General features: G+C 40.9%; 11 protein-coding genes, 1 tRNA gene and 1 pseudogene. 9 read left to right on the forward strand and 4 right to left on the reverse strand.

Annotation, left to right across the window (positions count from 1 at the left end; genetic code table 11):
• The first annotated feature begins 10 nt into the window (after nt 1-10).
• Nucleotides 11-92, forward strand: a tRNA-Tyr gene (locus tag PQO01_RS17040).
• Nucleotides 93-136: 44 nt separating this feature from the next.
• On the opposite strand, the gene PQO01_RS17045 is transcribed toward PQO01_RS17040, so the two are convergent.
• Together PQO01_RS17045 and PQO01_RS17050 are read right to left on the reverse strand one after the other, a co-directional pair.
• Nucleotides 137-1807, reverse strand: a complete 1671-nt coding sequence (locus tag PQO01_RS17045) for an Eco57I restriction-modification methylase domain-containing protein (protein WP_274315345.1) — start codon at nt 1805-1807, stop codon at nt 137-139.
• Nucleotides 1808-2002: 195 nt separating this feature from the next.
• Entirely contained in the window at nt 2003-3562 is a 1560-nt protein-coding gene (locus PQO01_RS17050) for an IS1182 family transposase (RefSeq protein ID WP_274312601.1), read from the reverse strand.
• Nucleotides 3563-3877: 315 nt separating this feature from the next.
• Between PQO01_RS17050 and PQO01_RS17055 the strand changes: the two genes are divergently transcribed.
• The 8 genes and pseudogenes from PQO01_RS17055 to PQO01_RS17085 all read left to right on the forward strand — a co-directional run bounded on the left by PQO01_RS17055 (nt 3878) and on the right by PQO01_RS17085 (nt 11197).
• A complete protein-coding gene (locus PQO01_RS17055) occupies nt 3878-5404 on the forward strand; it encodes a sulfatase family protein (RefSeq protein ID WP_274315346.1) in 1527 nt (508 codons plus the stop codon).
• Nucleotides 5404-6903, forward strand: a complete 1500-nt coding sequence (locus tag PQO01_RS17060) for a sulfatase-like hydrolase/transferase (protein ID WP_274315348.1) — start codon at nt 5404-5406, stop codon at nt 6901-6903. The genes PQO01_RS17055 and PQO01_RS17060 overlap by 1 nt, the downstream gene beginning before the upstream one ends.
• Nucleotides 6900-8345, forward strand: coding sequence for a sulfatase family protein (locus tag PQO01_RS17065; RefSeq protein WP_274315350.1), 1446 nt, complete (start codon nt 6900-6902; stop codon nt 8343-8345). The genes PQO01_RS17060 and PQO01_RS17065 overlap by 4 nt, the downstream gene beginning before the upstream one ends.
• Nucleotides 8346-8660: 315 nt before the next feature.
• On the forward strand, nt 8661-8969 hold the full coding sequence (locus PQO01_RS17070) for a transposase (RefSeq protein WP_274312221.1): 309 nt from the start codon (nt 8661-8663) through the stop codon (nt 8967-8969).
• A 47-nt stretch (nt 8970-9016) separates the two neighbouring features.
• The gene (locus PQO01_RS17075; protein ID WP_274314052.1) at nt 9017-9925 is read left to right on the forward strand and encodes an IS3 family transposase; all 909 of its coding nucleotides are present in this window, start codon (nt 9017-9019) and stop codon (nt 9923-9925) included.
• 97 nt (nt 9926-10022) lie between these two features.
• Nucleotides 10023-10118 (forward strand): annotated as a pseudogene (locus PQO01_RS21560) (transposase); the annotation flags it as partial.
• A gap of 42 nt (nt 10119-10160) precedes the next feature.
• Nucleotides 10161-10364, forward strand: a complete 204-nt coding sequence (locus tag PQO01_RS17080; RefSeq protein ID WP_274315352.1) for a hypothetical protein — start codon at nt 10161-10163, stop codon at nt 10362-10364.
• A complete protein-coding gene (locus PQO01_RS17085) occupies nt 10361-11197 on the forward strand; it encodes an IS3 family transposase (protein WP_274315072.1) in 837 nt (278 codons plus the stop codon). The genes PQO01_RS17080 and PQO01_RS17085 overlap by 4 nt, the downstream gene beginning before the upstream one ends.
• 324 nt (nt 11198-11521) lie before the next feature.
• Here the strand turns inward: PQO01_RS17085 and PQO01_RS17090 are convergent, their stop codons facing one another.
• Both PQO01_RS17090 and PQO01_RS17095 read right to left on the reverse strand, forming a co-directional pair.
• On the reverse strand, nt 11522-12442 hold the full coding sequence (locus PQO01_RS17090; protein ID WP_274315354.1) for a nucleotidyl transferase AbiEii/AbiGii toxin family protein: 921 nt from the start codon (nt 12440-12442) through the stop codon (nt 11522-11524).
• Complete coding sequence (locus tag PQO01_RS17095; protein WP_274315356.1) at nt 12439-13032, reverse strand: type IV toxin-antitoxin system AbiEi family antitoxin domain-containing protein; 594 nt, start codon at nt 13030-13032, stop codon at nt 12439-12441. Before PQO01_RS17095 ends, PQO01_RS17090 begins: the two co-directional genes overlap by 4 nt.
• Nucleotides 13033-13211: the final 179 nt, after the last annotated feature.

Below are 13211 nucleotides of genomic sequence, written 5' to 3' on the forward strand. Positions count from 1 at the left end.
CAAAACCCCTGGTGGGGTTCCCGAGCGGTCAAAGGGAGCAGACTGTAAATCTGCCGGCTACGCCTTCGAAGGTTCGAATCCTTCCCCCACCACTTCAAAGCCTTGACTTATTCAAGGCTTTTTTTGTGCCCCAATACTACACGCCAAAGGCCTGATCGACTAAATCATTAATTTGTTCTTTAACACGATCATCAAAAACTCCCAAATCATAAGTCTTTTTAACTAAGTCAATAATTGCTCGTGCGATTTCCCCCTGCGGATTGGGCAAAGGAAACTCTTTCACATACTGCGTAATAAAGCGACGACGACCTGAATAAAGTTTATTGTTAAACTTCGCATCATAAAACTGCTCAATGAAACGCGAGTTCCCCACCGCCAAAGCGAGATAAATCATATCCAAATTTTCCAAACCCATACTTGACAACCAATAACAATCCCCATTCACCACGGCACCAGATTTATCTAACCAAAACAAAGGTTTGGCAGAAATGTCCCGAAAGACAATCTTGGCATGCTTCCATTTTTCTGGATCGTGAGCCACCCAAATCTCGTACCAACGACGAGTCTTTGATTCCTGTAAATACTTTCGAGCTTTTAAAATTTTTGCATGAGCTTCTAAATAGGCTTTTGTTTTGGGATAAGTTTCCAGTTCAATCACTCGCTTATGCCCATCCCTGTATTCATGTGTATATAAAACTAATGATGCAGGATTGACTTCGGCAATATATTGCGCTGCTTCATAATGAGTAATCAAGGGCTTCAAGACTTCTGGTCGCTCATTTTCATCCATGGCTAACCAATCTTGTTTGATAAAAACCTTATCTGCCGTGCTTTTTATGCCTACCGAAATCTTGTTGATATCTCCAAAACGACAAAAAGTATGTTTCTCTACCTCTTGTAACCACCCATCTTTAATTGCCGTTTTTTGCGCCCAACGCGAATGCTCCCCTTGATCAAAGTCTAAATCCCCTTGCGTAATTCGCAAAGTCATACCTTGATAATTGACGACCTGATCTTTATCTAGCGCCTCAAACAAATCCATTTCCAAAGGCTTGCTTGAATCATGTGATTTGTCTTCATAAATCGTCGTGAAGGGACAAGCAGACTTCATGCGCCCCAAACCTGCCACAAACACGAGAGGTAAAACAGCCGCCTGAAATAACTTACTATCGCCAAAATCCCACACATGATCTACCTTAAAATTATCAACCATGTATTCACGTAGTGCCCAAGCCCCCTTTAAACTCAACAAGCGATTACTCACAAGTACAGCAAATTTACTCGTCTTTTTTAGGGACATCCCCATTGCCAAGATAAACGCATGCGATAAATCCAAACTACCCGACAAGTTAAATTCATTTGCCAAAGCTCGAGAAAGTTCAGCACCCAATTCCTGAGATCTCACATAGGGAGGGTTACTGATAATCAAATCGTATTTTTTCTTTCTTTTTTTAGCGAGAAAACCCTCTAAAAAGTCCTCATTGAAAAAACTAAACTTCACCTCGGGGTACATCGCTATGAGGCTTTGTTTACAATGCCTGATTGCTTCTAAGTCAGTATCATAAGCACTGACATGAATATTTATAAAGCCTTTTTTAATGAGCTCTTTGAGTAGGGAATGAATCAATTGACCATCACCTACAGCAGGATCTAAGACCTTTACTAAACTCTGCTTATCGACTCCTAGCCAAGACTTGAGAAGCTGCTGCGTCATAAAATCCGATAAACGACTCGGCGTATAATGGGCTCCAGTAGATTTTCGCTCCACTAAAGTTTTGTGTCCCTGTAGTTTTTTCGGGCCGCGCATAATAAGCTCTCATAAATTCCAATCAAAAAACGAATGTAATCGACTCAGCACATCTTACAAGATTCATGCCTTAAGTCCTCGCATAAAATCACTTTGCGATCTCCCCATTGTCGATGTAAAACGATTGTGCCATAGGCACTGAGCATAACTCAGCCTATGGTTTTAGAGACTGTGTGAAAAAGATCTGCCTTTGTATCAAACTAGAATAATTAGTGAGTTTGTATAACTATTTCGTCTGAGGAGTAATTTCATCACTTTCATACTCAAATAAGGACTGATTAACAAGTGATTGTGAATATATTTTAGAAAAACCCCCTGTATATCCTTGAGTAAGGACATTAATTCTGAAAACTTCATAATATTAAGAACTCGGTTCAAATTATAAACAAGTTGTGCCAATGAAGTCTCGGCCTGTACAGATTCTTTTCCAGTTAGATTATACCCACCAGTAAGAATATGTTCTTTAATTGTTCCAAATGGGTGCTCAACAATTGCAGCTCGTCGTTTCATTACCCCTGGTTTGGCTTTCATCCTTTTTCGAACATTTTCTAAAACGTATTCGTGTTCCCACCGTTGAATACTTCGGCTTTTTGATGTTGTACATTTTGCTTTTAGGGAGCAGTTGATACAAGCTTCGGGCGTTTTATAGATCCAAAATTGTTTGCTTCCTCGTTTCTTGTTTTGAAATTTGGCAAGGCTTTTTCCCGCAGGACAAATGTAGCTGTCATTATGCTTATCGTAAATAAAGTCGTCTTTCCCATATAAGCCTCGACCTTCCATAGGATCTCCCTGTTCAGGAACATAACAGGTATAGCCATTATCTTCACAAGCTTTGATATCTTCATTGCTGAAATAACCTTTATCTGCCAAGACATTGCTTCCTTTTCCTTCTTCAATAACATCACTTGTTGCTTTTAAAGTTGAATAAAGTGAACCAAGATCATTAACCTGCGATGTTACTTCAGCTGCGACAATCAAGTAGTTTTTATCATCCACAGCGTGTTGAACATTATAACCGACTGTACTTTTTCGTCCTTTTTTAATCGGGCGACTTTCAGGGTCATTAAAACTAATGCTCTCTTTGCCCGTCGCTTCTAGTTGGTTTTTGATTTTTGTTAATTCTTGAGATAGTTTCTGATTTATTACCAGTGAATTTTTTAGTTTTTGTTGTTTATCTTCCTTTTTTGGAGATGGATACTTATCCAGTTCCTCTAAATCCTTTAGATATTTTTCTGCCTCTTGTTCGTACTTATTAAGAGCCGAGTTCAGTTTATTTTTTGTCCAGCTTTTACTTATATTATTTACGGCTTTGATACTCGTGCCATCAACGGCTATAAAATCACCAGAAATCAACTTAAGTTTACTACACAAAAGAGTGAATTGGGCACTGACCTTTTTAAAGGCCTTACGATTACTCAGTCTAAAATCACATATAGTTTTAAAATCAGGCTTCAGTTTACCCATGAGCCAAATCACCTCAAGGTTCACTTTACAAGACCTTTCGAGTTTACGTCCACTGCGAATTCCATAAGAATAGCCATAGATAAACAGTTTCAATAAATCGGCTGGATCATAAGCAGGTCGACCTCGTCCATCGATTCTTTCTTTGGGATAAATAAAACCACATTCTCTCAAGTCTAAACCATTAACAAACTCATCTATAAAGCGAACTTTATTGTTTTCGTCTACATAATCATCAAGACAGTCCGGCAATAATAAAACCTGATCGCGTGACACTCTTTTTATAAAGCTCATAAATTCCTCACAGCAGTTACTGAAAATTCTATATGCTATAATATATAAGCTTATTAAAGTAAGTGTATGTGGATAATGTTTTTCACACAGTCTCTTTAACCATAGGAATTATGTTTAAGAAGAATTTCCGTTCTGAAGGAACGGCGTATAAATGATTTTTGACGCTTAGCTGCATAGTCCTGAACAATTTTGCTCCCATAAAAGATATCAAAACGAGACTTTTTATAAAAAAAAGCATTTTTTTTCTCTTCTGACATCCAAAGACTAAAAGCACAGGCGCATATAGTATCAACTGAATAAAAAATTAGGTGCTACATGAAGACAAAACCATTCCTTTTAGCTGCAGCAACAACTCTATTTTCCCCATTCATTTCTGCTGACACAAGTAAACCCAATGTCATCCTCATCATGGCCGATGACCTTGGCTGGGGAGACACTGGCTTCAATGGTAGCCCCGTCATCAAAACTCCACACCTCGACCAAATGGCCGCTGAAGGCTTGCAACTCGACCGCTTTTATTCAGCTTCCAGTGTCTGTTCCCCTACTCGTGCCAGCGTACTCTCTGGCCGCAATCCCTATCGCACCGGTGTTCCAACTGCCAATCAGGGCTTTCTCCGTCCTGAAGAACTTGTTCTCCCAGAAATCCTCAAGGAACAAGGTTACGCAACAGGTCACTTCGGCAAATGGCACCTTGGTACCTTGACTCACACTGAAAAAGACGCCAACCGCGGTAAACCTGGCAATACAAAGGATTTCAACCCTCCCAAACTCCACGGCTATGACGATGCCTTTGTGACTGAATCAAAAATTCCGACTTACGACCCCATGATTTACCCCGCTTCTTTTTCAGAAGGTGAAAATAAACACCTTGGTTGGGAATACGTCAAAGAAGGACAAGAAAGCAAGCCCTATGGAACCTTTTACTGGGACATTGATGGTAATAAAGTAAACGATAACCTCAAAGGCGATGATAGCCGTGTGATCATGGACCGTGTCTTGCCTTTTATCGATCAATCCATTTCTGAAGAAAAGCCTTTCCTCTCCGTAGTTTGGTTCCACACGCCTCACCTCCCCTGTGTTGCAGGCCCTCGTCATCAGGAGATGTACAAAGATCATCCCATTCACCTCCGTAATTACGCGGGTTGCATCACGGCTATGGATGAGCAAATTGGTCGCCTTAGGAAACACCTTGCTGATAAAGGCATTGCCGATAACACCATGATTTGGTTCTGTTCCGATAATGGCCCCGAAAGTAAAGAGCGCCCTGATAATGGTAGCGCAGGTCATTTCCGTGGTCGCAAACGCGATCTCTACGAAGGTGGCGTCCGCGTCCCTGCAGTCATGGTCTGGCCCGCAAAAGTCAAAGAAGCTCGAAAAATCACTGAACCCTGTATCACATCCGATTACCTTCCCACTATTCTCGATGCCTTAGACATCAAACACCCTAAGCCTTCCTACACTCTGGATGGTCGTTCACTAATGCCAATCATCAATAATGAAGACTTTAAAAGAGACAAAGAAATCGGCATCATGTATAGCTCGCGCATCGTCTGGCACAAAAATGAAAACAAACTCGTCTCCTATGATGGAGGAAAAACTTATGAACTCTACAATCTCGAAACTGATCCCTCAGAAAAATCTGATATCGCGGCTCATAACCCCGAACTCGTAGAACAACTCAAAAAAGATATGATTGCTTGGCACGACTCAGTTAAAAGTAGTTTCGAGGGTGCCGAATATGGCACAAAATCACTTGAACGCTTAGGAAAAAACTGGTCTTCTCCCTTGACGGCGAAAGCAAAAAAGCCTAAAAATAAGAAAACTAAAAAGGAGAAAAAGTAATGTTACTGCGCTCACTACTCATTATTTTCATTGGCAGTTTCACACTGCAAGCTCGTGAAGCTAGTGATAAGCCCAATATCATTTTTGTCCTACTCGATGACTTAGGCAAAGAATGGCTCAATTGCTATGGGGGAGAAAATATAAAGACCCCTCGTATTGATCAACTCGCAGCACAAGGGATTAAATTTGACAATGCTTATTCAATGCCACAATGCACCCCTAGTCGGGTCGCCTTCATGACTGGCCAATACCCCTATCGCAGTGGTTGGGTTAATCACTGGGATGCTCCACGCTGGGGCGCTGGTTATTATGACTGGAAATCAAATCCATCTATTGCCCGCACCATGAAATCTGCTGGTTACACCACTGCCGTAGCAGGTAAATGGCAACTCAATGACTTCCGCATTCACCCCGACGCTATGGTCAAACATGGTTTTGATGACTATTGCATGTGGACGGGTTGCGAAGGTTCCACTGATAAAAAACATGAACAAACTAGTACACAACGTTACTGGAATCCCTACATTCACACCAAAGAAGGCAGCAAAACTTATCCCGGTGAATTTGGTCCAGATATCTATAATCAGTTTGTCCTTGACTTTATCAGCGAAAATAAAGACAAGCCCTTTTTCATTTATTACCCCATGACATTACCCCACGGCCCCTTAGTTCACACTCCCCTCGAACCTGATGTCAAAGACAAATATGCTAAACATAAAGCCATGGTTCACTATATTGACCTACTTACCGGTAAACTCATTGACCAACTCGAAAAACTCCAGATCCGTGAAAATACCATTATTGTGTGGACTTGTGATAACGGCACTTCCGGTGGCATCAATAACAAAATGAATGGCCGTGAAGTCAAAGGTGGTAAAACTCAAACCACTGAGAATGGCGTCAATACTCCCTTCATTGTTAGCTGCCCAGGACTCATCCCCGAAGGTAAAACAACTAAGGCTATTGTCGATTTCACCGATATGCATCAAACTTTTGCGGACTTCGCAGGAACTCAACTCAACTCGCAATACACCTACGATGGCAAATCGGCTAAAGCAGTTTTCCTCGGCAAAGAAAAAAGTGATCGTGATTGGATTATGGCCATGGGATCTAAGCCCGCACGCATGACTGATGCTGGCGTTGAGAACGTCTACTACTTCCGTGATCGCGTTGTTCGTGATGCTCGCTACAAACTTTTTGTGAGCACCGACCGCAAGCCCGAAAAACTCATTGATCTAGAAAAAGACCCCGCTGAACAAAACAACCTTATCAATAATCCAGAGTACAAAGCCGTTCTCGACCGCTTGAGCCTGGCCATCGAAACTTTCCCAGAAAGCGATGCCGACCCCACCTACGCGAAACTAAGCACTAATCCCTGGGATAAAAAAGCCACTTTCCCCAGCAAGCTTCACAAGCAAGGTCACCCCAATCAAGTTGAAAAACATAAAGTCAAAGAAACATCTAAGAAAAAGAAAAAATCCAAAAAGGAGAAAAAATGAGCCGATTTCTAGCTGGCCTCTGTACCGCCCTAATGATTTTGAGCCTGCAAGCTCAAAACGAAAAACCTAACTTCCTCTTCATCTTTGCTGATGACATGAGTCTCGACACTATTGGTGCCATGCAACGCTACAGTTGTAAAACGCCCCACCTCGACAAAATGATGGCCTCTGGAGCTAGCTTTAACCGTGCCTATAACATGGGTGCTTGGGGTGGAGCTGTCTGTGTCGCTAGTCGCGCCATGCTCAACTCTGGTCTCTTTGTCAATAAGGCTCAAAAAGGCATTAATGAATTCCCCCATTGGTCGGAAATCATGAAAGCCAATGGTTACAAAACTTACATGACGGGTAAATGGCACGTTCCTGGCAACCCTCGCTTTGACGTCGTTCGCGATCCTCGCGGTGGTATGCCCAAGGGCTCAGGCTACAATCGTCCCAAGGATATGGATGACTATCTCAATGGCTGGAAGCCTTGGGATCCAGCTCATGGTGGTTTTTGGCAAGGTGGAACTCACTGGTCAGAAGTTACTGCAAATCATGGTGTAGACTTCATCAATGAAGCCGCAAAAGATGACACGCCCTTCTTTATGTACATTGCCTTCAATGCTACACATGATCCTCGTCAGGCTCCAAAAGAGTTTATCGACATGTACCCCCTCGACTCAATCAAAGTTCCCGAAAGCTTCCTAAGTAACTACCCATACGACGAAGAAATGGGCTGCAACCCAACAGGTCTTCGCGACGAGCGCCTCATGCCCTCTCCTCGTACCGAGTTTGCCGTTAAAGTTCACCGTCAGGAATACTTCGCACTCGCAACACATATGGACCGTGAAATTGGTCGCGTTTTTGAAGCCCTCGAAAAAAGTGGCAAAGCTGATAATACCTACATCATCTTTACTGCTGACCACGGCCTCTCAGTTGGTCACCACGGACTCGTTGGTAAGCAAAGCATGTATGATCACTCCATGCAGGTTCCCTTCTTCATCTCTGGCCCTGGCATTAAAGCTGAGCAAGAATTCAACATGCCCATTTACCTTCAAGATGCCATGGCTACCACCCTTGATCTTGCGAAGATCGCAAAACCTGAGCATGTACAATTCAATTCAGTTATGCCCCTTATTGAAGGTAAAAAGAAAGTTCAGTACGCCCCTATCTATGGTAAGTACACCCATACGCAGCGCATGATTCAAGAAGGCGATTTCAAATTAATTGTTTACCCAACCATCAAAGTTAGCCGTCTCTATAATACCTCAAAAGACCCCCAAGAGATGAATGACCTCGCTAAAAACCCTGAGTACGCCGCTAAAATTCAAGAGCTCACAGTGAAACTCAAAAAGCTCATGAAAGATATGGACGATGACATGGATCTCGATAATCCAAAGAAAGCAGCTGGCAATAAAAAGAAAAAAACTAAGAGCAAAAAGAAGAAAAAAGACGATCACTAATTTGCTAGAATCGCAAAACTAAGAATCATCAAGCCCCGATTTTCTAATCGGGGCTTTTTTTATATCCAAAGTCACTCCCACTTTCATCCCTCGGCTTGGCATTTCCGGACAAAAAGTACCTTAGTTCTTAGTTCTTAGTTCTTGGTTCTTAGTTCTTAGTTCTTAGTGTCTTGTCCTGATATAGGTTGTCATCTAAATCAGGAACAACCCATGAAAGATACAATAAGTGTTACGCTTCAGTTGAAATAGGACCCATCACTTTTTTTCTTAGTTGAGTTACTTTAAAATTGTAACCCTCCGAAAAGGAAATGAATTATGTCTAAAAAACGCCGTTATTTTAGTGCCGACCAGAAAGTTGTCGCCATTCGTAAACACCTACTTGAGCGAACTCCTGTATCTGATATTTGTGATGAACTCAATATTACAACGACGCTATTTTATCGTTGGCAAAAAGAGTTCTTTGAAAATGGTTCTCGAGCCTTCACCAAGGATAACGATAGTAATTTAAAGAAGGTAGAAAAAGAAAATACACTACTCCAAGCGACTACTTCACAGAAAAATGATGTTATCGCTGAACTCGTGGCGGAGAATATAAGCTTAAAAAAGAAACGTGGCCTGATCTAAATGGAAACTGGGTTAGTAAAAACATCCGAGATCAGGTCGTTCAATACCTGTATAGTTGGCATGAGCGTACGCAAATCAGTCTTCGTAGTATGCTCAAAACCTTAGCCCTTCATCCTAGTAAATTTTATCAATGGAAAATACGAGAAGGCAAGGATAATCAACATAATGGTAAACAACCCAAGGATTTTTGGATTACTGAAGATGAAAAACGAACTGTCATTGAGTATTACCAGTCTCATCATCAAGAAGGCTACCGAGCTGTGACGTATATGATGATTGATGAAGATATTGCGTATATGAGTTGCTCCTCTGTTTATCGTATTTTATCAGATGTAGGGCTTATGCGTACTAAAACCACAAAGAAATCCAGTAAAGGAAATGGATTTGAGCAACCACTACAAGCTCATGAACACTGGCATACTGATATATCTTACGTGAAGATCAATAAAAGGTTTTACTTCTTTATAGGCGTCTTAGATGGTTATAGTCGTTGTTTACTTCATTGGGAAATTCGAGAATCAATGGATGAGCAGGATGCCGAAATAGTGGTTAAAAGATCTTTGGAGAAGTTTCCAGAAGCAAGACCTAGGATTATTACTGATAATGGTTCTCAGTATACAGGGCAGGAATTCAAAAAATTCATTGCCATCCATGGTCTCACTCATGTTAGAACTTCTCCATATTATCCACAGAGCAATGGAAAGTTAGAACGTTTTCATTACACTTTGAAAGAGGGCTCAATCCGGCCAAAAGTTCCCTTGAGTGTAGAGGATGCGAGAAGAGTTGTCACGCAGTACGTGGAGTACTATAACAACACCCGTCTTCATAGTTCTATTGGCTTCATTACTCCAAGCGATAAACTTATTGGTAAAGATGTGAGTATTATTCAAGAAAGAAAAAGAAAACTCGCTGAGGCAAAAATTCGTAGGTTAGAGTTCTTTGCAGAAGCTTCATAAGCCAGTAATGTAACAAATCTCAGCTAAGAAAAAATGCCTAACTGTCTAATTTCCGCTGAAGCAGCACATAAGATATAGTGAATCATTTAAACAAAAAGTGGTAAACGAAATCTCCAAAGGTAAATTTATAAGCTGTGGAGAAGCTAGCCAAGCTTATGGGATATCAGGCTCTTGTACAGTAAGAGGCTGGGTCAAAAAGTATGGTAGAACAGACTTATTACCAAAGGTGATTAAAGTGGAATCAGAAAATGATATTGATGAAATTAAAGCTCTTAAAAAGCATATTGCTGAGTTAGAGAAAACAGTAACTGAACTAGCTATAAGTGATGTTATGAATAAAGCTTACTTTGATATAGCGTGTGATAAGTTCGGTGTGTCAGATAAAGTCGCATTCAAAAAAAAAGTCGATGCGAAGCTGTCTGGAGAGTCAGAGAAATGAACAAATCTTTCACTGTTAAGCAACTCTGTGAGTATTTAAAAATGAGTCGGCAAAACTTCTATAAACATAGATCAATTAGCACTAAAAAAGAAGTGGATCAAAAGCTTATAGTCGAACTGATCAAAGAACAACGCTGCATCCAGTCAGAGCTCGGAGTTCGAAAGCTACATCATATATTAGCGGATGACTTCAAAGAGAATTCTATAAAAGTAGGACGAGATCGCTTGTTCGATATAGCTCGTGAAGAGCGACTATTAATCAAAAGAAAGAAGAAGTACTGTCGCACAACCGATTCTAGGCATTGTTTTAAAGTTTATAGAAACCTCATCAAAGATATGAATTTAACATCTCCTAACCAGGTTTGGGTATGCGATATCACCTATATTAGAGTAGTAAAAAGCTTTGTTTATTTAGCATTGATTACTGATGCATACTCTAGAAAAATCATTGCTTATAATGTGGGAGAGAACTTAGAAGCTGTTGGATGTATCAAGGCGTTGAAAATGGTTTTAAAAGATCTACCTAAAGGTTCTCACCCGATCCATCACTCTGACAGGGGGTCGCAGTATTGTTGTTATGACTATGTCGATATTCTAAAAAAGAAAAACCTTCTGATTAGTATGACAGAAGAAAATCATTGTTATGAAAACTCAAAAGCTGAAAGGGTTAATGGGATCCTAAAATATGAGTACCATTTGAGAAATACATTCAATGATCTAAAGAGCGCAAAAACAGCTATTAAACAAGCTATCTATTTGTATAATAATTGCCGTCCACACATCGCTTTGGGTTACTCATTCCCAAGTACTGTTCACGACAGACAATGTGCATAACAAAACAACAAAACAACAAAACAACAAATTGTGACAACTATTTTTCAGGACTTGACAAGTTCCAATTCAAAATTGAGAATTTAAAATTAAACATTGCAACTCTGTTCCTTCATCTGTCACATCTGATCGATCTGTGGTTTATGTGACTCAACTACTGATCCAGCAATTCAAAATTGAGAATTTAAAATTAAACATTGCAACTCTCTTGCGTCACCTCAGCAACTCTGTTGCGTTCTACATAAAAACTACGGCAACAAGGTCGACAACTTGCTATAGAAAGTTTTGATCATCACCGAGATCATTAACAGCGTGTCTCAGACGAGTTTATTTCTCAATAAATGCCCAGGGCCCTTTGACCGGCCACGTGGCGTTAAAATCTTTTTGCTTTACCAATGCGTCTAGCACGGGTCCGATAAATTGTTTAATAAGGCTAATAATATCTTTGATATCCGCCGGAAGGTCTTCCTGCTTGAGCTTGCGTCGAAAGGCCGTCCATTGAACTTGTTTAGCATCTGTAAAAGCCTCAGTAAAAGCGGTTAATTCTACTTCCGCTTCAGTCTCTCTGTGTTGTAGTGTTTTGGAAATAGCCTCTGCCAGTACTGAGCCTTCATAACTAAAGTTGGAAGCTAATAAGAAGATATCATAAAAATCCTTCATTCGGCTATTGAGCATACCTAGAGCCATCATCGCTTGTAGCTTTTCGGCAATGACACTCTCTCGAGGATAACAGGCTAAAGAGGCCGCAGGAAGTTTAAGTAAGGGACTCAATGTTTCAGTGATAAAACCGGGATGAATAACATCCCCAAAGCCCACATCAATCTGCATACGGACCTTCGCAGTACCGAGCGAAGAAAAAAAGGTCAGACGCACGCCTTCGTAGTCAGCGTCTTCTTTAATTCTTAGAGCTTGCATCCGCTCACCAGCAAAGCTCAAACCATCTTCTTTACAATTGACTTGGCAGACTTCTTGAAAAATCCCTTTCAGTACTTCTAGCTCGTTTGAGCTATACGCCAGTAAATCAATATCCATAGTTGGACGTGTGACCGGACTATTCCAAACGTACAGCATCAGGCCACCTTTGAGAATAAAGCGATCCGCATAGTCAGAGCAGGACAAGCGATAGAGGTAACGCTCCATGGCATAGTACTGTAAAATTTCATTAAAGGGACGTTTCTCTTCACGAGCTTTATTCAATAGACGCTGCTTCACTGAGTGCGCCGTATTCTTAAACTGGCTGGAGCTCATAGCGAGGCCTCCAGGTACGGCATTATTACTTTTTCTACACGGCAAAGCTGTGCATACTCAATTAGTTTATCAACTTGTAGCTTCCGTTTAAATTTATACATTTTCAGGGCCTCTAGAACTACATCCAGCCCTATTTTATTACGGTATTTAAAGCAGTCTACTAGAGTTTTTTCCATACAGTAGACCTTCACATCCATTCCATCTATTTTATGTGTTTCAATTCCGGCTTCGTAAGCTTTTTTTGAGAATTGATAATAATCCACGGGAGGAAAATCAATCTTGGGACGCCAACTACCTCGAAGAACTGCTATGGACACACTATGAGGAATTTGAGTAGTGATATCATGATACGCCAGAGCGGAAATCAGACAGAGGACACCTTCTGGACAACGAGAACTTACAGTTAGGAGGTCGAGGTCTGACGGTTCGGGTAGTTCCCGAAGACGGTAAAGACCACGACTAATACACTCAAGCTCCCCACTATCACGTAGAGCATAAAGCTGAGCACGATTGATCCCCAGCGTCAGTGCATCGCTCATTCTAAGTGTCCCACCCTCACGGCGGAATATATCAATTGCTTTTTCTTTCATAACAAGACCTTTAGACAAAAACTACTCATATATTATTATATGAGGATGATTTGTCTTTTCAAGCTTGCTCTTGTCTTTAATTCAAAATTGAGAATTTAAAATTTCAACTCTCTTGCTTCACCTCAGCAACTCTGTTACGTCATCTGTCTCATCTGATCGATCTGTGGTTTATATGACTC

The sequence above is a fragment of the Lentisphaera marina genome (genome assembly GCF_028745505.1).
Taxonomy (GTDB): domain Bacteria; phylum Verrucomicrobiota; class Lentisphaeria; order Lentisphaerales; family Lentisphaeraceae; genus Lentisphaera; species Lentisphaera marina.

Bases quoted from the DNA above. Each gene is read 5' to 3' on its own strand.
- PQO01_RS17055 (WP_274315346.1), top strand. From the start codon at position 3,878: ATGAAGACAAAACCATTCCTTTTAGCTGCAGCAACAACTCTATTTTCC.
- PQO01_RS17090 (WP_274315354.1), bottom strand. From the start codon at position 12,442: ATGAGCTCCAGCCAGTTTAAGAATACGGCGCACTCAGTGAAGCAGCGT.
- PQO01_RS17095 (WP_274315356.1), bottom strand. From the start codon at position 13,032: ATGAAAGAAAAAGCAATTGATATATTCCGCCGTGAGGGTGGGACACTT.
- PQO01_RS17045 (WP_274315345.1), bottom strand. From the start codon at position 1,807: ATGCGCGGCCCGAAAAAACTACAGGGACACAAAACTTTAGTGGAGCGA.
- PQO01_RS17060 (WP_274315348.1), top strand. From the start codon at position 5,404: ATGTTACTGCGCTCACTACTCATTATTTTCATTGGCAGTTTCACACTG.
- PQO01_RS17050 (WP_274312601.1), bottom strand. From the start codon at position 3,562: ATGAGCTTTATAAAAAGAGTGTCACGCGATCAGGTTTTATTATTGCCG.
- PQO01_RS17070 (WP_274312221.1), top strand. From the start codon at position 8,661: ATGTCTAAAAAACGCCGTTATTTTAGTGCCGACCAGAAAGTTGTCGCC.
- PQO01_RS17065 (WP_274315350.1), top strand. From the start codon at position 6,900: ATGAGCCGATTTCTAGCTGGCCTCTGTACCGCCCTAATGATTTTGAGC.
- PQO01_RS17085 (WP_274315072.1), top strand. From the start codon at position 10,361: ATGAACAAATCTTTCACTGTTAAGCAACTCTGTGAGTATTTAAAAATG.